At 62.5% G+C, this 18,962-nt stretch carries 16 protein-coding genes and 1 pseudogene; 9 read left to right on the top strand and 8 right to left on the bottom strand.

Annotated features, from left to right (window positions below; translation table 11 throughout):
• Positions 1–288 precede the first annotated feature (288 nt).
• Positions 289–1,749, top strand: a complete 1,461-nt coding sequence (locus ACQPZZ_RS01475; protein ID WP_432928198.1) for an Eco57I restriction-modification methylase domain-containing protein — start codon at positions 289–291, stop codon at positions 1,747–1,749.
• Entirely contained in the window at positions 1,746–2,717 is a 972-nt protein-coding gene (locus ACQPZZ_RS01480) for a BsuBI/PstI family type II restriction endonuclease (RefSeq protein WP_432928200.1), read from the top strand. Before ACQPZZ_RS01475 ends, ACQPZZ_RS01480 begins: the two co-directional genes overlap by 4 nt.
• A 544-nt stretch (positions 2,718–3,261) precedes the next feature.
• On the opposite strand, the gene ACQPZZ_RS01485 is transcribed toward ACQPZZ_RS01480, so the two are convergent.
• Positions 3,262–4,572 carry an HNH endonuclease gene (locus ACQPZZ_RS01485; RefSeq protein ID WP_432928202.1) on the bottom strand — a complete coding sequence of 437 codons (1,311 nt, stop codon included), beginning with the start codon at positions 4,570–4,572 and terminating at the stop codon, positions 3,262–3,264.
• 1,945 nt (positions 4,573–6,517) lie between these two features.
• On the opposite strand from ACQPZZ_RS01485, the gene ACQPZZ_RS01490 reads away from it, so the two are divergent.
• A complete protein-coding gene (locus ACQPZZ_RS01490; RefSeq protein WP_432928204.1) occupies positions 6,518–6,763 on the top strand; it encodes a hypothetical protein in 246 nt (81 codons plus the stop codon).
• Between the two features lie 461 nt (positions 6,764–7,224).
• Here ACQPZZ_RS01490 and ACQPZZ_RS01495 read toward each other — a convergent pair whose 3' ends face one another.
• Positions 7,225–9,480 carry an ATP-binding protein gene (locus ACQPZZ_RS01495; RefSeq protein WP_432928206.1) on the bottom strand — a complete coding sequence of 752 codons (2,256 nt, stop codon included), beginning with the start codon at positions 9,478–9,480 and terminating at the stop codon, positions 7,225–7,227.
• A gap of 12 nt (positions 9,481–9,492) precedes the next feature.
• Positions 9,493–9,837: a hypothetical protein gene (locus ACQPZZ_RS01500; RefSeq protein ID WP_432928208.1), complete on the bottom strand. Its 345-nt coding sequence runs from the start codon at positions 9,835–9,837 to the stop codon at positions 9,493–9,495.
• Between the two features lie 168 nt (positions 9,838–10,005).
• Between ACQPZZ_RS01500 and ACQPZZ_RS01505 the strand changes: the two are divergent.
• Positions 10,006–10,728 (top strand): annotated as a pseudogene (locus tag ACQPZZ_RS01505) (IS3 family transposase); the annotation flags it as partial.
• A 547-nt stretch (positions 10,729–11,275) separates the two neighbouring features.
• On the opposite strand, the gene ACQPZZ_RS01510 reads toward ACQPZZ_RS01505, so the two are convergent.
• Positions 11,276–11,473, bottom strand: coding sequence for a helix-turn-helix domain-containing protein (locus ACQPZZ_RS01510; RefSeq protein WP_432928210.1), 198 nt, complete (start codon positions 11,471–11,473; stop codon positions 11,276–11,278).
• A gap of 599 nt (positions 11,474–12,072) precedes the next feature.
• On the opposite strand from ACQPZZ_RS01510, the gene ACQPZZ_RS01515 reads away from it, so the two are divergent.
• Entirely contained in the window at positions 12,073–13,119 is a 1,047-nt protein-coding gene (locus tag ACQPZZ_RS01515; RefSeq protein ID WP_432928212.1) for a hypothetical protein, read from the top strand.
• Positions 13,120–13,275: 156 nt separating this feature from the next.
• Here the strand turns inward: ACQPZZ_RS01515 and ACQPZZ_RS01520 are convergent, their stop codons facing one another.
• Together ACQPZZ_RS01520 and ACQPZZ_RS01525 are read right to left on the bottom strand one after the other, a co-directional pair.
• Positions 13,276–13,518, bottom strand: coding sequence for a hypothetical protein (locus ACQPZZ_RS01520; RefSeq protein WP_432928214.1), 243 nt, complete (start codon positions 13,516–13,518; stop codon positions 13,276–13,278).
• Positions 13,519–13,551: 33 nt separating this feature from the next.
• Positions 13,552–14,508 (bottom strand): NADP-dependent oxidoreductase, encoded by a 957-nt coding sequence (locus ACQPZZ_RS01525; protein ID WP_432928216.1) that lies wholly within the window; start codon positions 14,506–14,508, stop codon positions 13,552–13,554.
• A gap of 110 nt (positions 14,509–14,618) precedes the next feature.
• Between ACQPZZ_RS01525 and ACQPZZ_RS01530 the strand changes: the two genes are divergently transcribed.
• Complete coding sequence (locus ACQPZZ_RS01530; protein ID WP_432928218.1) at positions 14,619–15,185, top strand: TetR/AcrR family transcriptional regulator; 567 nt, start codon at positions 14,619–14,621, stop codon at positions 15,183–15,185.
• A 52-nt stretch (positions 15,186–15,237) separates the two neighbouring features.
• On the opposite strand, the gene ACQPZZ_RS01535 is transcribed toward ACQPZZ_RS01530, so the two are convergent.
• Positions 15,238–16,266, bottom strand: coding sequence for an NAD-dependent epimerase/dehydratase family protein (locus ACQPZZ_RS01535; RefSeq protein ID WP_432928220.1), 1,029 nt, complete (start codon positions 16,264–16,266; stop codon positions 15,238–15,240).
• A 56-nt stretch (positions 16,267–16,322) separates the two neighbouring features.
• Between ACQPZZ_RS01535 and ACQPZZ_RS01540 the strand changes: the two genes are divergently transcribed.
• Positions 16,323–16,799 carry a MarR family winged helix-turn-helix transcriptional regulator gene (locus tag ACQPZZ_RS01540; protein WP_432928222.1) on the top strand — a complete coding sequence of 159 codons (477 nt, stop codon included), beginning with the start codon at positions 16,323–16,325 and terminating at the stop codon, positions 16,797–16,799.
• A 266-nt stretch (positions 16,800–17,065) separates the two neighbouring features.
• On the opposite strand, the gene ACQPZZ_RS01545 is transcribed toward ACQPZZ_RS01540, so the two are convergent.
• Positions 17,066–17,254 carry a hypothetical protein gene (locus ACQPZZ_RS01545; protein WP_432928224.1) on the bottom strand — a complete coding sequence of 63 codons (189 nt, stop codon included), beginning with the start codon at positions 17,252–17,254 and terminating at the stop codon, positions 17,066–17,068.
• On the opposite strand from ACQPZZ_RS01545, the gene ACQPZZ_RS01550 reads away from it, so the two are divergent.
• Together ACQPZZ_RS01550 and ACQPZZ_RS01555 are read left to right on the top strand one after the other, a co-directional pair.
• Complete coding sequence (locus ACQPZZ_RS01550) at positions 17,253–17,477, top strand: nitroreductase family protein (RefSeq protein WP_432928226.1); 225 nt, start codon at positions 17,253–17,255, stop codon at positions 17,475–17,477. The genes ACQPZZ_RS01545 and ACQPZZ_RS01550 overlap by 2 nt on opposite strands.
• A gap of 378 nt (positions 17,478–17,855) precedes the next feature.
• Positions 17,856–18,956 carry a sensor histidine kinase gene (locus ACQPZZ_RS01555; RefSeq protein WP_432928228.1) on the top strand — a complete coding sequence of 367 codons (1,101 nt, stop codon included), beginning with the start codon at positions 17,856–17,858 and terminating at the stop codon, positions 18,954–18,956.
• The last annotated feature ends 6 nt before the right edge of the window (positions 18,957–18,962 follow it).

Here is an 18,962-nt window from a genome sequence, read left to right on the forward strand (position 1 = left end):
ACTCCAAACGGAAGATCACTGGCAGGCCCGAAGGAGATCCCTCTACTCCAGGCCCGCCAAGCCTCGACCCAGCGGAAGGGGCGGGACATCCATAACCTACCGACGTATCCGCATCGGTCAAGAGCCCTCTGGACCCGCGGCTGCTGACTCGGTAGATCGTCCTGTGCGCGATGTGGGCGAACTCGGCCGTCGGCACCAAATCGACCCGGACAGTCGGGCTTCGATGAGCCTCACTGTCGTGTGTCGGCCCGTCAGTGCACTCCCCACTTGGGCCGTTACGCTCTACGCGTGGATCCGATCACCAGCACTGAGACCCGGCGCCAAGCTGCTCTCGGCAAACTAGACCCGAGTACCCAAGCGGTGCTAGGGCAGTTCTTCACTCCCGTGAAGGCCGCCACGCTGATGGCCTCAATGCTTCGAGTCGACTACCTCAGTGACACTGTCCGGGTACTCGATCCAGGAGCTGGCGTTGGGTCTCTGACCGCCGCTCTCGTTGCTCGACTGCATACCGAACGCCCCGACGTTGCCGTTCACGTCGTGGCCGTGGAAACTGACCCCTCCATCACGCCCTGCCTACGCGCCACTCTGGAGGAATGCCAGGCTGCCTATGGCATCTCCTACGACCTGGTCGAGGGTGACTACTTGCTTGACAAGAGCGCCAAGTTGGATGGTCCGTTCGACCTCGTGATCGCCAATCCGCCGTACGGAAAGCTTGCCGCAGATTCGCCTGCACGGCTTGCAACGGCAGCGCGCGCCATCGATACCCCCAACGTCTACGTAGCCTTTTGGGCGAGGGCAGTCGCTTCACTCAATAAGGACGGGCAGGGAGTTTTTATCGTTCCCCGCTCATGGGCAAATGGGACTTACTATCGTCCATTCCGCCACTGGCTGCTATCGACCGCGAGTCTCGACGTGCTCCATGAATTTGAAAGTCGCACCAAGGTATTCGCAGACACGAAGGTGAAGCAGGAAAACGTTATTGTCGCTTTCAGTTTGAGGCCTCAAATTTCCAACGTGATCCTCTCGAAATCGGTTGCGCATGACGAGGATCCGGTCACACGCTCCGTTCCCTTCTCCGCGATTGTTCAGAGTGGAGACGATGACAAAATCGTGCACTTCGTCGAGAGTGTATCAGTACCCTCGGCTGTGAGATTCACCTTGTCCGACCTCGGCATCGACGTCAGTACTGGAAAGGTGGTCGATTTCCGTAACCGCCAATACCTGACCGATGACCTCAACACCCCCGGCGTCACCCCAATGATCTATCAGTCGAACATTCGATCCGGTGGGATCGAGTGGCCACAAGTGAACGCGAGAAAGCCGCAGGGATTCGTTGCCATTGACGATGCCGCAATCCGCCAAGTCCTCCCTCAAGGCCCGTATGTTGTAGTTAAACGGCAAACTGCGAAGGAGGACCGCCGACGTGTCATTGCTGCGCTCTGGGATGGACCCGGTGAAGTTGCATTTGATAACAAGACGAATTATCTACATGAATCGAATAACCCGCTTGAGAGAAACCTCGCCCGCGGTCTCATGCTCTGGCTTAACTCGACCATATTAGATCAATACTTTCGAGCATTCTCGGGCCACACCCAGGTCAACGCGGGCGACCTACGCCGGCTCCCGTTCCCCTGTCGCGAGGACCTCATCCTTCTCGCCAAGACCGCGCCCGACGGCTTGCCCGACCAGGAGACGTTGGACGCCGTGGTAGCCAAACTCTTCTCGGAAGTGCCAGACTCCACCGCGTGACCGCTAGCAATGACATCGACGAGACGATAGCGACCATCGGCACCGCACGGGCGCTGCTAAAGAGCTTCGGGTTCGACGCACAGCGATACAATGTCCGCAGTGCCGTAACGCTGCTCGCGCTTGCTGGTCTGAAGCCGGGAGGCCGCTGGGCCGACTCAACCACCCCGCGTCTCGGCGTGCAGAAGATCATGGACTGGTCTGGTGAGCACTGGGCCAAGCCCTACGCCACTGGTAGCCGGGAAGATTTCCGCAAGAAAACCCTACGTCAGTGGGTTGATAACGGATTCGCGGTCCTCAATCCGGATAACCAAAATATCGCCACGAATTCGCAACTCAACGAGTATTGCCTGTCCGACGAGGCGGTTGCAGCAGTCAGGTTATATGGTACGGACGCTTTCGAGAATGCTCTTGTTGGCTTCCTTAATGAAGCGTCGGAGGCAGTTAAAGCGCGAGCGGAAGCCCTCCATGCCGCGATGATCTCTGTTGATTTGCCTGACGGGGAGGCGTTCCTACTCTCTCCCTCCGGACAGAACCCGTTGCTGAAGAAAATGGTTGAGGAGTTTGTACCGCGCTTTGCGCCCGGCACGAAGGTGCTCTATCTAGGAGACACTCGGGGAAAACGAGCCCTCTTCGAGGAAAAATTTTTTGAGGAGAAGCTTGGGTTGACTTTCGATCCCCATGGGCGAATGCCGGACCTTGTCCTATACGACGAAGCCCGTGGATGGCTCTTCCTTATGGAGGCCGTAAAAAGCAAGGGTCCGTTCGATGACGAGCGCCGCCGTACCCTTCGTGAACTATTCGCTACGCCGGCAGCGGGACTCGTTTTCGTGAGTTGCTTCGAGAACCGTGAGGCGATGCGCCAGTGGCTCCCCGAGCTCGCTTGGGAGACCGAGGCATGGGTGGCGGACGACCCTGATCATTTGATTCACCTGAATGGCGCACGTTTCCTCGGCCCTTACGAACAATAGTATGAAAGCCGGACTTTTGTGACGTCGGAGCGGCGGCGCATGACAGGGACTTCGCGCGGCTGAGGCTCTGCGGCGGTCGGAGCGAGAGCTACCAAATTATTGCTCGTGCCACGGCTGAAGGACTACGGGAGCGCGGCGCGACCGTCTGGGAGAAGAGTCGCTATGACGCTGCGTCCGCGGTTGACCGGCCGCCCCTTGACCCGCTCCGCTTTGGCCGGGGTTCGCAGCTACGGGGAAGCGACGCAGGAGAATGAGCACGAGGTAGAGCGGCTCAAAGGTGACGGCAACCCTGCCCCTCTGGGTGTGGTCGAGGCCGTGACGAACGCTGACTTCGCTGACTGCCGTACGGGCTGGGGGCGATCGCCGCCAAGCCCCTCCTTCGTCGGGTCTTGGCATCGGAGGACTACGGCTGAGGTGACAGCAGCACTGACAGCAACGTTGCCACACGCTGACACATCCGTGCCACCATCTACACGCGTCTGACCACCGGCTATTGTCCAGAGCTCTCTGACGACGGTTTTTCGCTACACCAGCACACGCAAAATCAGGTCTGTCTACCAAAATTCCAGCGCTGTCGGTGCTGGCGCACATAGCTTAGGTCAATGTGATGTTGTGGATGAACTGTCAGCTCGCCTAGCTCCTGTCCGGTAACAGCATCCATGATACGGAAATCGTCGGTTAGGTACCGTGCGCCCTTGTCAAATAGTACGTGGCAGTTGGGGCACAAACATAGAAGATTTTCGACACAATCGGGGCCATCATGCACACCCCCAAATGCCTGGATGTGGGCGGCCTCGCTGTATGTGAAAGGTGGTGCCGGAATCGAAAGCGTAGTGCCGCAGATCTGGCATCGGTCTCTATACCAGCTTTTTATGCGGCTGGCCAGGAGGCTGTCCCGGGTCGCTTTCTTGATGATTAACTTTATGTGGCCAGCGTTTTGATCGAAAGCATCTTTGTCATGAGGACCGGGTGGAACATAGGCGGCCGATATGGGTCGCTTCGGATCCGCATCGCCGATGGTACTAACTTTGTTATCAATATCGGTTAGAATCGTGTCGATTTGCCCACCAATGGAGTGGGCGAGATGAAAGGCGTCGACTATAGATCGCCTGACTAGGGACCATGCTGCTTCGACAAGAGCTCCTCCAATCGCCGTAGTCCTTTCGGAGGCCGCTAGAGCGGCAGCTATTCGGAGAGTATGTTCACCCAGCCGCACAAAGTGATCCTTAGTCGTGCCGGTCAAGCACTCAAGTAGAACGCGCTCAGATTGACGAATGCTGTACCACTTGATAGCGCCCGCACGAGTCAGTTGTAGTATGCGCCTCTCTCTGGTCGCCCATTTGTAGGCTGCCTCAATGTCCTTGTGCTGGGTGTCATTTCTTACTGCATCGACCATCTTATTCTGGTAACCAGCTCCGACTCTGAACGGAAGGAGTCGACTGTAGGCGGGCGTATCGAGTCCTCTGAACCCGGAGCTCCATTCAAGGTCAGAAACTTCCCATGCAACCACCAGTGTCGATCGTGTAGAAATCTTCATCGGACGCCTTTTGTCTACTCCTGCAAATTCGTATCCATCCCATAAATTGCACAACTCGTATTCCAGGAATTTATGGACTATGTAAGGTCCTCGTGACTTCTTTGTGAAAGGACTTCCTGTGAGTAGCGAGGAGACCCTTGTGCTAGTAGCCGTCTGAAGATCTCTTTTTATCTCCTTGTGTACTTGCGTTTTGGTGGTTAGGTCTTTGTGAATATTGAGGTTCTCGAAAGTGTGGACGCCTCCCGCTGCCTCGTAGGCAACGTCCAGTAGTGAGCGCTTGTCGGTATCGTGATCATTTGATACCAGCACAACCCACACCAAGGTAGGTCGGTAATTATATAGCGAATAGATTCTTGTAGTCGGAGCGATGGCGGCCGACCACAGGCTTAGCAATGCTGTGTAGATTGAGGTAGCACACAGTCCTTCCGACTGGCTTAGTCGAAGTGCGGTCTCTCCCAGGGGGCCACGCAGGATGACATCGTTCACTATAGCTAGCCTTTCTCCGTATCATGCCGGTGCTATAAGGGGGAACCGTTCGCTTGTGAGCGGCTAGGCGCTATGCCAGTGCAGTTCAGCAGTCGTGCGGCATTGCCGTCATATGCGACCGCCTCGGCGTTAGCCGCCGCTACTAGCTGATGAGTACACGAGGTCGCCGACGAGCCGTCAGCCAGTCCTCGCGAATCAAATAGTCAGGTGTTGTATAAGTTGTCCCAATGTTTCGTAAAAGCCATGGGTTCCAGTGAGCTGCGATGTCAACCGCTCCTGCCTGGGTTCCGCCGGCCGTCTCGTCCGCACTGGGGCGCTTCTTGTGGGGGCCCTGTTGGCCGGTGGCGTCGAAGGTATGTAGGGACGGCGTACCGGCGTTTGTTGTACTAGCCAGTTGCTGAAGTCGATGTAGACCTCAGGGAAGGCGGAGAGGGCGGAGCCGAAGAACCGACCGCAGCCCAGTGGCACATCATGCTAATGCGGTAGCCGATCTCGTAGGTGATCGGGACGATCTCACGGGATGCCATGTCTCGGAGCGTATCGATCAGGTACGACAACGCAGCGAACAATCGGCCTAGCTAGCCTCACCGCTGGCACAAGGGCTGATGGGTGATCGGCGACAACCCCGCCGCCGACGTAGCCGGCGGACGCCGCCGGCCTCTGTTCGATCTCGATCGACCGCGGAGCCTGACCCGAGCACGAGCACAACGCCCATCATGTGGTCGGTGGTGTGCTGGAGGCTTTGGAAATCCTTTCCGAGTACGGGTTGCAGAGCGCGACATATGCGCGGATTGATCAGAAGGCGACCTGGCGCCTGTGAGGGCGTACGCCGAGGTAAAGGGCGTCGGGGCCCCGAAGGGATCACCGCTCTCCTAAAGCGGGTGCTTCCACCAGCCTTCATGAACTGGTGCAGCCCACGATCAAGAGCTGTCTGAGTCGGTGTTCGCTCAGCTCAGTAGTACCTCTTGGCTATTGGACGTTTGTTCCAGGGAGGCGGAGGAGTCGAGCCCTGCTCCCGCACTGCGCGCCCCATCGCTGCCCGAGCCTTGATGCCTTCCTCGGCGAGTAGCTGTTTCTTTCGCTCTCGGAGTTTCTGGCACCGTTCATCACGCAGTTTCCGCCGCTCAGCCTTGGCCGCACGCTCCGCTGCGGACTGATCCTCAGGCGGGTTTTTGGCCTCACTCACGACCTAGGACTTTAGGCCATCTCATCGACTAAACACACCCACAATCGCTCCTGCGCACGAGCGGCCGGACTCTCGATCTTGCTAACAGGCTGGCCTTGCCCCCTCCGTCCCCGGCCTGCTGCCGCTCCGCAGTGGGTCGACGGCGTGTGAGGTGATCAGGAAGGAGGAGCGCCGGCAGTCCTTGCCGTTTGTGAGGGTGGCGGCTTGCACGTGCCCCATGAGAACAGTTTCTCTTCAATGTAAAAAGCGGATATTCGGCACATTGCAAGGTATCAAGCTGATAACGATTCAGCAGTGGAGTTCGGAGTGTCAACAGCGCCAACAGTACACCCTAATCACGTTTTGACCTGGTGCAATGTGCGGGTACTTAATGTTTGAAGGCCAGCTCAGGGCCTTGAATCGCGCTTAGAGCATCCTTGTGAACGGATGAGCGCGCGCATAACCTAGGGATTTTTGCTTGATCTGGGGCGCTCCCCGGGGCGGCGTATGGTCTCCGTAGCGAGCCACGCGAGGCATGAAGACGATCCCGCTACGAACGATCTTCATGCCTGCGCGAGGCTCCATGTCCCCTACTTCTCAAGGAGACCATGTATGGAGAGACTACCCTCCGCCAGTAACTCTGTCTGGACCGCAGGAATCCTGGCAAGTCTGGCGATTGTGCTGGCGCTCATCGGCATCACCTCCGCTGATATCTCACAGATCATGAGCCAGGTCACAGCTATGGTCGCCCTGTACGTCGTGGGCGGCGGCCCGAAGCGACCTGGCGAGGTTGAGTTGGGTCACCCGTTGTCTTCTGCCGCCGAACGTAAGGCGGTCGTGCAGGATGCCTCAGAGTGAGTGACTAACCGAGTGACGACCGAGGCGTACGCCTCCGCGGGCGTTGGCGGACTTTTGCAGATCTCTCCCCCGAGCCAGGCCCGGGCTGGCCATGCTAGAGATCATAGGTAGGTGGCTTCGAATAGAAGGAGTGACGGTCCGCCGAGCGGGTTGCTGTACAGCAGCATGTACAGCAACCCCATCTCACATCGTCACACCTCACCAGCCAGTATCTACCGGTTGAGCAGGACGAGGAGCCGCCGACAAGGCATCTGCCCTTCCCTTGTAAACAGAAGGTCTGGGGTTCGATTCCCAAGGCGGCTCTCATACGACAGGCCCTTGATCAGCGTCATCGCGGTCAGGGGCCTTCCGGTTGTCACGACGTTTGTGCGATCTTGCTAACGATCGTGCTTAACAGCGCCTCGCTAGTTGATCAGGGGCGGCGCGAGGCTGGCTGAGGCGGGTAGTCCAACTCCGTCGGCTCAGTGGATCCACCGTCGGAACAACCGGCGGAGCCAGCCCTGTTCTCGACCCAGATCCGCAAGAACTACACGGATCGATTCCGCTTCATCAAGCTCATCATGGCCCTCAAAGATCGAAATGGCTTCCTCGTAGGCCGCTTTGGCTTCCCTGTGCCGTCCAGCTTCTTTGAGAACGAGCCCGGAAGCACGTAGGGCGAGGCCGGCGCCGTGCGAGTCGTTTGTGTCCTGGAAGAGGTCGGCGGCCTTCTGGAGGGCATCGACGGCGTCTTGATGACGATTCAGCCCAGCCAGAGCTAGCCCAAGCGTACGTAGGGAGGTCGCCAAACCGTGAGCGTCGCCCAACTCGGTGTAGAGGGCGATGGCTTCCTCGCAGGCTGAGCGCGAATCGTCAAACTGCTCGATACATAAGAGATGGAGCCCCGAGTTGTCCATGATGATCGCTTGACCGTGCTGGTCGCCGGCCTCGCGGAAGATTCGGAGCGCTTCCCTGCGCGCTTGCATGGCAGGCTCGTCCTCATCGCTGCGGCGGAGAATGTCAGCTAGATTGGTCAGTGCGCGGGCTCTGCCGTGCTGATCTCCGAGGTCGCCGTAGATACTTGCGGCTTTCCGGCAGGCGGCGGCGGCTTCGTCCAGCAGGTTGATGGCGTCCAGGACTCCACCGAGATTGTTCAAGACCATGCCCTCGCCTTCAAGATCGCCGATCTCTTGAAAGATGGCGGCGGCTTGCTCGTACCTGTCGACGGCCTCGTTGAACTTGCGTTCCCCAAGAAGTGCCATCCCGAGATGATTGAGCGCCTTCGCTTCGGACCTTCGGTCTCCTAGCGCCTGGGCGGCACCCAAACTGTAGCCACCGAGCAGGATCCAGTCGGCGAAGTGTCGGCGGAAGTTCAGGAAGCTCCAGAGCATCTGGGGGAGATCGCAAGCGGTGCGCAGATGAGTATCAGTTGCGGCGCTGACGGCGGCTAACAAATTCGGATATTCCATGTCCAGCCAGGTCAACGCCTCTTCTCGGTCCGGAAATCGTCTGCTGGATGGATGGTTGTCGGTGGGGTCTAGATGACGAACGGCCGTATGAACGACACGTTCGTAGTGCTCCATAAGCGCTTCGAAGGCTCGAACTCTGGTGTCAGGGGATGTCGACGTGTCCCTCTTTTCGGCGGCATAGAGTCGGAGAAGGTCGTGCATACGCCAGCGATCCTCGGCCGTGCCATGCTCGATCAGATGTGCGCGTGCAAGCTCCTCTAGAACCTTTCGGCATCTTCGCTGGCTCATCGTGGTGAGGACTGCTGCCGCCTCGGTGGATATGTCAGGGCCGGGATTCACAGTCAACAGGTTCAGCGCGCTTGCCTCGGTAGAGCTCAGCTGGGCATACGAGAGGTCAAAGGCTGCTCGCACCGCTCGTTCGTCCTCGCCCCGACCATATTGAAGCTCATCCAGCCGGGTTCGGGCGTTCTGTAGATCCGTGGCCATCGACACGATCGAGCGATTTGGGTTGGTGGACAGGAGCGACGCGACAATTCCTAGGGCGAGCGGAAGCCCTCCGCATAGGCGAGCAATTTCAATGGCGTCGTCCGGAGCAGAGGCGATCCTTGTGTCATCAGTTCCTCGCGCAAGATGAAGCCGCTGCGTCAACAGCTCCACGGATGCTTCGGGCGTGAGGTCATCGAGTTCCAGGAGCCGAGCATCCAAATCCCCCAGACTATGACGAGAGGTGACGATCACGGCACGGTCGGGCGGCAGGAGCGGTCGGGCTTGGGCTGCGGACGAGACATTGTCGAGGACGACGACGATCTCGCGGCCCTCCTGGGCGAATGCATTAAGGACTGAGAAGAAAAGACGGGAAAGGTCTTGGATCTCGGCAGGAATGTGTTCGCTAGGAAGACCGAGGGCACGCAGAAGCCTGTCTAGTGCAGCGGAGGGTTCGACGCGACGCTGCGGGTCATAGCCGAACAGATCGATGAACAAGCCGCCTCCCGGGAACCAACCCTTCGCGAGAGCCCTATGTGCGGCTTGCAATGCAAGTTCAGTCTTCCCCACTCCGCCTAGGCCGGCCACCACGCAGCGGCGGGTTGTGCTGCCCCCCCTCAAAAGGTTTAGGAGCAGGCCCAGGTCGTCCTCACGGCTCACAAAGGTTGGTGACGGAGTTGGGAGGCCCTGTAGTGCGGTCTGCACCTGCGGTGGAAGTTGCACCTTGATATCGCGACCCTGGATCACGGAGGAGAAGAAGATCCCGCCGGTGATCTTGTTGTGCGTCATCTTGCTCGTCGTCTAATCATGTGTTGACTCGTCTGACGGTGGCGGCTCGCTTGAGTTGAAGGTGACGTCGCTGATGTCGCGACCCTGAATGACCGGGCCATGAAAAGTCCCGCCGTCGATGCGGTTCTGTAGGGATGCTTGCCTTTCGTCCTGCGACGACGACGGGCTGTTTGGCTGACGATCGCTCATACCGAAATACAGAGACGACGTCAGGGCTGCAATGCCGATAGAGGCGCTAACCACGCTCGCCAACTTGTCCGCTTTGTCTAGCCCGGCTTTTAGAAAGTAGATCACAAGCCCGGCTGTGATCAGTATTGCCAGGGCCGCAAACATCCCCGCAAGTAGTCGTCGAGACATACACACATTATCCCCCTGGATGCGGGATGTGAGCGCGTTCATCACTTGTCATCGCCCCGGCCTGGACCCTCATAGGGCTCGTCGATCACCCCATGTTCACATTGAAGGCCCTTTCGGGCATGTATGACCTGATGATAGGCAGGTGATACCGGTCACTCCGCCGGCACCTACGGCTCCCCGCGGATCACCCGGGACCTGCACCAGGACGGGTGGCGGGTCTCGGTCAACACCGTGGCCGCGCGGATGGCCGAACTCGGCCTGGTCGCCCGCGAGCGCCGCAAACCTCGAGGGCTGACCAGGCCCGGGAAGCGGCCGGCCGCACCCGATCTGGTGCGACGCCAGTTCACCGCGGTCGCGCCGGACGTGCTGTGGTGCGGCGACGTCACCGAAATCCCCACCGGCGAAGGAAAGCTGTATCTGGCGACGGTGGAGGACCTGTTCTCCCGCCGGATGCTCGGCTACGCCACCTCCGCCCACCACGATGCCGCCCTCACGGTCGCCGCGTTGCAGATGGCCGCCGCGACCAGGGGCGGGACCGGCAACGGGGTGATCTTCCACTCGGATCGCGGCAGTGAATACACCGCCGCCCGCTTCCAGGCCGCCTGCCGGCACTGGGGCGTGGTGCAATCCATGGGCCGGGTCGGCTGCGCCCTGGACAACGCCGCGGCCGAGTCGTTCAACTCCACCCTCAAAGTAGAGCTCGTGCACCGGCATCAGTTCGCAACCCGCGACCAGGCTCGCGTGAAAATCGCCACCTGGATCGCCGACTTCTACGACACCCGCCGTCGACACAGCGCCGCCGACGGACTACCACCAGCCGCCTACGAGCAACGGATCATGGCCGCTCGAGCGGCTGCCAAAACGAGGGCTCACGAGGCCATCGCCGCATAGAAACGTCCCCACGCTTTCAGGGGATTGCCATCCATGACCGTCATCATGCTCCAGAGGCGGCGCGATCTACCAGAACAAGTCCCGCACAGCCAAGAGGGCACCATCACAGAGGGGTGAAACAGGCACCCGACCCTGACGTCTGAGGCGCGGGATATGCGCGAGATGATCTTCACTGATTGTAGTCGACTCCGAGGATCAACAGCAGGTCAAAGGCGGTGCAGCCGCACGAATCGTAGCGCTCTTGAAAACCGCTAGGCCGGGTGACCGGTCTCGTGGGTTCGAATCCCACGCTCTCCGCTCTGTGATGTCGCAAGACATCGGAAACCCTCGAACCTACGGGTTCGGGGGTTTCTTCGTGTACTGGGGTTGGTAGTCGCGAGTGGGGTCGATGATCAGCTCGCGGAGGAGCTCTCCGGTGGTGGCGTTGACCACGCGGACGTGGAGATCGTCGACGAGCAGGATGACGTGGGTTCGGGCGTGGGTTCGTCCGATGCCGATGTGGTGGAGCCGGCCGCCGATGCGCAGGGTGACGACGCCGGTGTGTCGATCAGGATGCGGCTGTGCCGATCACTGACGGGCGGTAGGCGGTTCGCACGATCCCTCGCTGCCGCCAACCGCGGAGGATCCTCTCTACTGTCTCTCGCGAACTTCCGATAAGGGAGGCCAACTCCGCCTGTGTAAGCGGCAGTGTTATCGAGCTAGCCCTCTCTCGCATGGCCCTGTCGTGGTCGATCAACGACTCCAATGCTTTGGCCAGACCGACGGTTGGCAGCTTCGGAGGCAGACCCTATCCGCATCTCCAGCGCGGCCAGCCGAGTGCGCACCTCCGTCGCCAAAGCAGCCCACGCCGTGGATGCTGATCGAGGAACTCTTGAAATGCCCTCGCCTCGATTACCAGTCCCTCCGCCATTATCAGTGGCTCGGCGGTCATTTTTCGTATGGCCGTTCCGCTTCGTTGAAGCGCCTCATCTTCTCCGACTAGGTGGCCCGGATAACGGAGACTCAGCAGCGTGGGCTGCTGCGAGGATGTAGCAACCGTCACTTTAACGTGCCCTCGAAGCAGCGTCAGCCAGGTAGATCCTGGTTCTGCCGAGCGGCAGCATCCTCCGTCGACCAGCCTTATCGAGCTCGGCCCGGAAACTGCCGTAGTGTTTCGACCGCTACCGCGCCCGACACTCCGCCGCGATCCTCGGCATCGCCCGCCTGCCGCACATCGACCCCATGACCGGAAAGAACGCCGAACTCCAGCCGTCGCCCCAACGGGTCTACAACGCCGAAGGGCGGCGCTACAACGTGATGCGCGGCGCTGACCTTTAGCCGCGCGACTCCAGAGAAGGAGAGAACTTGAGCGAAGAACGTGATCGTCCGGACGATGCGCCGCCCACTGAGCAGCGGGTCCGGCTGGACCGAAGGCAGGAACTTATCGCCCACGAGCTCCGCGACAGCATGCAGGCGCTGCGGCGGGAGCTCAAGCCGGATACGAAGGAATATAAGCAGGCCCTTGGAGAGGTGATGCGTCAGCATCAGAGGCGGACTAAGGCACTGCAGGACTGGGACCATGCGAACGCCGATCTGACAGCCCACCTGGAAAGCTTCGGTCATGGCTCTGTTCCGCGGTCCGATCTGGTCGCGCACGCCGGGGAACTCCACCTCCTGATGTCCCGCATGAAGACAGCCCTTCGGGCAGCCCATCGCAGCTTGCAGGATGACCTCTTGGAGCGGTGGAAGGTGTTGATACGGAATGTCATGGCCTACCGCCATGCCCTGATCGACGCGCTGCCCCTCATCCAATCGGAGAATCCACAGCTCGCAGTGCAGGGCTGGATCAATATTGCGTTGTTGGACGCAGCTGCAGATCTGGACGACGCGCAGCCGCTGTCCCCGGTCGTGCTGTTCGTCTCTAACGATGACGCGTACGGCCCCGTGCGTCAGGCACTCGACGATGCACTGGAGGCGTTCGGCCTAGCCCCTGTCACGGTCAGCCCCCGCATCGAAGGGTCGGTGTGGCAGGTGCTGACCGCTGCGTTCAAACGGCAGGTGGAGCCGGACCGCATCGACCAGGCCGGCGACGCGTTCACGGCCGGAGCAAAGGCGCGTTGGTACGGCGAGCCGCAGTCCCAGATCACCAAGGCACAGGGCGAGGCCGTCGCCAACCTGCTGGACAAGCTGCAGACCACCCCGGACGCACTCATTATGATCAGCAACATCCTGATCGTGAAGGTCGACGGGGTGCCGGTGGTGCGGGAACTCACACCCGAGCAGGTGCAGGTCCTACAGGAGAACCCGTCGCTGTTTACCGACCCCCGGCTCGCGCTGTCCCGCCTCGAACCTCGGCAGGTTGAGGCGAGCCGGCCCGGCCCGGATACGGGCCAGCAGTCAATCGCTCGCTGACCCCCAACTGGCAGCCCGGTCCCGAACGGGGAGGATCAACACCGCATGATCGGCGACGAGGAGCAGGCCCGTGGGTGAGGACCCGCCCGCCGACGGCAGGTACGTCCGCCGGTCCGTGATCGTGCCGGATGACCTGTCGAGCCTGTGCGGCGGCTGCTACGCCGCGATGAACAAGAGCCGCTTCCGGGCAGCATCCAGGTGTCCGCTGTAGTCCGGCATGAAGACCTCAACCAGCGCGGTCTCCAATGTCCCGGCGATCAGGTGTAGCGGTGACCAGACCGCGCGGTCCTCGCCGACCAAGTCGTCGAACTCCGCGGTGCCGATCACTCGGTCGAGCCAGTCAGAGAGCACCAGAGCCTGATCCTGCGTCAAACTGATCGTGAGCTCTCTCTCCACCACCTCGCCGAGGGTAGCGTCGCTCGGCCCGGTGATCTAAAGGTCGATGACGACCTTGCCGTGCACGTGCCGGCCGGCCTGGAGCTCGGCCGCGCGGCGGATCTGCTCGACCGGGAAGGTCGCTGCGATAGGCACTCGAAGTCGGCCCGCCGCGACCAGGCGGGCGACCTCTTCCAGGGCGCCGGGGGCGGCGTTCGCGCCGTTGGCCGCCGGCACGCCGTCGACTTGCGCGGCGATGGTGCAGATGCGGCCGTCCGGGACGCCGAGTTCCCTCGCGGCGTGCACTGTCTCCGTCCCGTGCAGGTCGATGGCGGCGGTGACACCGCCGGGAGCGAGGGCTCGGACCCGGTCGGCCAGGCCGTCGCCGTAGGCGACCGGCTCGGCTCCGAGATCGCGCAGGAAATCGGATGATGTCGCCGATCCCGTCCCGATCACGCGCGCTCCTGCGATCCGGGCCAGCTGGACGGCGAACACCCCGACCCCGCCCGCCGCGCCGCCGATCAGCACTGTGTCGTCCGGGCCGGGGTCGACCACGGCGAGGGCGGCGGATGCCGTACGGCCGGCGATCGTGAGGGTGGCGGCGGTGCGGTCGTCGACGCCGTCGGGAGTGTGATGGGCCTCGTTCGCCGCGATCCCCCCGGCCGGGTCGATCACCACGAAGTCGGCGACCGCGCGGGACAGGGCGCCCCCGAACACCCGGTCGCCGGGCGCGAAGCCGGTCACCCCTTCGCCGACCTGGTCGACCAGCCCCGCGTAGTCGGTCCCGAACCCGGCCGGGAGGCTCAAGCCGAACCGGGCGGCGGTGTCCGCGTCTGCGGTCATGATCCAGTCCATCGGGTTCAGACCGGCCGCGGTGACCCGCACGCGGATCTGTCCCGGGCCGGCGTGCGGAGCGGGAACCTCACGGATGTCCAGGACTTCGGGGCCGCCGAATGAATCGAGCCTGACCGCCCTGCTCCTGCTCGTCGCCGGGTGATCGCTCTGTTCCTGCATGTACGCCTGTCTCCTTGGGGACCGAGGGAACGTGTTGAAACGGACTATGCTCCGTTTCCGTGGATGACCCTAACACAACCGGAGCGCGATCCGTTTTCACTGAGGCGGAGATGCGCGCGCCACGGGCGGACGCGACCCGTAACCGCGACCAGTTGCTCGCGGTGGCGACCCGCGTGTTCGCGTCGGCTGATGCCGAGCCGTCGATGCGTGCGATCGCCCGCGAGGCCGGAGTCGGCATCGCCACGCTCTACCGGCACTTCCCGACCCGCGAATCGCTGGTCGACGCGGTCTACCGGGACCAGGTCGTACGGCTGACGACCGGCGCCCGCGAGCTGCTCGGCCGGCTGCCCCCGGCCGCGGCGATGCGGCGCTGGATGGACTTGTTCGGGGACTGGATCGCGACCAAGAACGGCATGCTCGACACGCTGCTTGTGATGATCGAGTCGGGCGAGATCGCCCATGCGCAGACCCGGAGCGAGCTACTGGCGGCCATCACCACGATTCTCGACGCCGGTCGCGCGGCGGGCGACCTCCGCTCCGACGTCAGCGCCGAAGACATCGCCGCCTCCCTCATCGGCATCTTCACCGTGGCCCCCCGGCGCGAGCATGAAGCCAAGGCCGGTCGCCTGCTGGACCTCCTGATGGACGGCCTCCGGCCCGCCGCCCGGCCGGCCTGAGCCCGGATCGAGGCGGCGTTGCGGGCCGGCTTCCGGATCGCGATGGCGGCGGCTACCTGCCGAGTGCGTTGTTGGCGATGAGCGCGGTGGCGGTGTCGATGATGGTCTCCTCAGCGGGGCGGAGATGCCAGCCGAGCTGGGTGCGGGCCTTGCTGCTGTCGACGAGCCTTGTGCGGCCCAGCTCGGGGCGCAGCATCGCCATCTGCGGGTTCAGGCGGGCGAGGAGCTTGACGACGATGTCGGGCATGGTGCGCGTGGGCACCTTGGCGGCTTCGTCCGGGAGCTTTTCGCGCAGGATCCGGGCGATGTCCTGATACCACCAGAAGCTGCCCGACCCGAGGAAGCGCTGGCCTGCGGCGGTTGGGCTGGTCATGGCGATTATGTGCAGTTCGGCGATGTCACGGACGTCGACGATGTTCCATCCGATGTTCGGCACGGCGGGGATCTCACGGGTGAGCAGGCGGCGGATGATCTCGACCGTTCCCGGTCTGTTCGACGCGCCCAGCGTGGGGCCCAGCATGAACGTCGGAAGGACGGCGGTCAGTTCGAGCCCGGTGGCGGCGGCGAGATCCCATGCGTCGCGCTCGGCGAGGATCTTCGAGTCGGGGTACGCGCGAAGCGGGGTGCCGGACGGGGCGGTCCACACCGATTCAGTCGCGGCCGTGTCAGGGTCGCCGGTGTCGGCCGTGACGCCGGAGGAGGTGAGCACGGCGCGTTTCACCCCGGCGCGGGCGGCGGCGCCCAGGACGCGACGGGTGCCCTCGCGGGCGGTGGTGATGAGGTCCACGCCGGAACCGAGGGGCATCGGTGAGGCGGTGTGCAGCACGTAATCGGCACCCGCGACCGCCTCGTCCCACCCGTCGTCGTGAAGAAGATCAACGGCCGCGAACTCGACGGCCCCGGCTGCCCGTCCGCCCGCCTGCTCGCCGACGGCAGCGCGCACCTGCTCCGCCCTGTCGAGGCCGCGCACGGTGGTGCGCACCCGATAGCCGCGCTGGAGCAGGCCCGAGATCACCCAACCGGCCAGGTAACCCGTCCCGCCCGTGACAAGCACCGTCTCGCCGGCGTGGCCTCCGCTCATTTAGTCCTCTGTAATCATTGAGTTTCTCATTGATGTGAGGAGCGTATCATGGGCCCATGACCGTTGACCGTGACGTGGACGCACTGGCGGCCCACTGCTCGGACGTCGAGCGGAAGGCCGAGATCGTCCGTGTTCTCGTGGAGGTGGGAAACGCGGCGGACGCGGTCGTGGCCCAAGTCCTCGGCGAGTTCGGGGTGCCGACCTCCGTGGCCGGTGCGCTGTGGGCACTCGCTCCGGGAACCGAGCCGCCGACGATGAGGGAGGTGGCGGCCCGGCTGCGCTGCGACCCCTCCACGGTCAGCCTCGTCGCCGACAAACTCCAAGCCACCGGGCTCGTCGCCCGCCAGCCCCACCCCGCCGACGGCCGCAAGCGCACCCTGGCCCTGACCGAACGCGGCCACGAACTCTGGGATGCACTCAGAACCCGGCTGCACGCCTCCGGCCTCTTCGCCGGCCTCGATGCGGAGGAACAGGGCACCTTGCTCGCGCTGCTCACGAAAATGCGACCGCCGCAGAGCCCGCACTCAGGATGAACGCGTGGCGTTCTCGTGGTGGGTGACGGATCGCTGCGGGCGCGCTATCTCTGGGTCATGTGGTACCCGGCAGCCGGCGGGCACACCCCGGGTCGAGCAGGAGCGGCGCGCCGCGGAGCTGGACGCGGGCCCGGCAACCGCGGGTTACCCCGGCGGCGGGAGGAGGCGCGGCCGCTCATGAAAAGGAACTCGGCACGATCGTTGCGAGCCGAGGCTCGAGCCGGCCGTCGTGGCAGGTTGCCGTGCAACGGTCAGGTGTGCGGCCTTCACCGGCGGGGACGGCGTGCCGCGTGATCGAGGAGGGTCTCCGCGGCCGCACGGGCATGGCGGCCGTAGTCGGGGTCGTTGAGCACCATGGCGCGGCTCACGGCGCCGTCGGCGAGGATGACCAACTGCTCGGCGAGCAGTTCCGGCTCAGAATCGGGCGACCCGCGACTGACCGCCGATGTCGGCATGTACGCGCAGACCCTGCTGCTTGCCATGGCCGCTTATGGGGTGTCCAGTTGCCCTCAAGCGCTGCTGAGCTTCTACGCCGAAACCGTGCGCGAGACGCTCGGCATCACGGGCGGAAGGCTGTTGTTCGGTATCTCGTTCGGCTACGCGGACCCCGCGGCTGCGATCAACGCGGTCACCGTCGGCCGCGAGCCTCTGGAGGAGACAACGCGCTTCCATCGCTGACCGAACGCCCTCCAGCACCTCCTGGCGATCCGTCACGATATGCCGCCGCTGGTGGTGGCGTCAAAGATCAATAGCACCGCACTGGCCGTCTGCCGGCTCACGCCGAAGGTCAGGCCCTATAACCCGAACGTCTTAGACAGCGGCTTGCCGGCTTGGACTCTTGAAGCCATACAATGGTTGTATCGATGCTGAATAGTGCATCAGTTACACTGCGGGCATCCTGCTCTTATCTCTCGCCAACGTCATCGCTGTCTCGATGGTGGATCGCACATGCCGCGAATCTCGCCATGGTGGTTCACATCGTAGTATCTTGAGCGCTCTGCCTATATGGGAGGCTGAATGCGCTCAGAACGCCATGCCCCAGCTACAGCAGAAGGCGTGGAGTTCAGTCTGGTAACGATAGGTGTCGGAATTAGGGCATTTGACCTAATTCAGTCCCTAATCTCCGTTCTTACCGGGAGTATCGGCGAGTCTACGAGCCCCCTACTCGATGGTGGGCTGCTGACTCTCGTCTCACTCGAGTCACTGGGGCTGGGGCTCTGGCTGATCAAGCGGCGGTCCGTTCTGCCCTTCGCCTGGCCCTATGTCGTCGACTTTCTGCTCTCTCTTGCCGCGCTCGCTTCGGCTGCCCTCTATATAGCACCTCAACAGCGCCTCATGGTCTGGACCATGTGGGCCTTTCCCGTGACTCTCTCGACGGCGGTGATTGTGGGAGGCGTCTGTCGCCGGTGGAGGAGCGTATTGATCTCTTCGGGAGCCCTCGCGGCCACTTACCTGGCCGTGACGGCGCTTCCCCTGACGGGAAATCGCTCCGATCTCGCGACCGCACTGGCGAACTCGGTCGCGTATCCGGGATTTGCGACGGTCGCCTTCTTTTTCACCCGGTTCGTCAGGAGGCTCGCCAAAAGCGCGGACGACGCTCGGCTGCGCATCGCCGAACTGGAGAGTGAGCGCAGCAGGGCGATCGTGCACGACCTGCTGCCATATCTGAAGCTGGACGACCCCGCCACTGCGGACGAGAGGGCGCGTCCCGACATCGCCGGCCAGCGGCGGGCGAAGTACGAACAGATGCGCTCGTATGTGGACGGCAACCTTGGTCCTACGAACATCGAGGCGCTGGTCCGACGGGTGGTCGGGATTCATCAGGTGCTCTCGGCACGGATCGCGATGGACATCGGCGAGCCGGTCGAGCTGCCGGAGGACGTGGCCGAGCGGCTCGAGAGGGCATTGGACACGGCTCTTGCGAACGTCGAGCAGCATGCGATGGGCGCGCACGTCGTCGTGTCGGCCGCAACCGATCCGCACAGGTTGACCGTCAGGGTTTTGGACGACGGTCCAGGCTTCAGCGCCCCGCTGCACCGACCCGGGTTCGGCATGACTGAGATTCTCGGTAGGCATTTAGCTGCTGTTGGTGGCAGAGCCTCCGTCCACTCGATTCCGGGACGAGGAACGGCAGTCGAAATCGTCGTACCAAGGTAGGACGGG

The organism is Microbispora sp. CA-135349 (genome assembly GCF_050947365.1).
Classification (GTDB): domain Bacteria; phylum Actinomycetota; class Actinomycetes; order Streptosporangiales; family Streptosporangiaceae; genus Microbispora.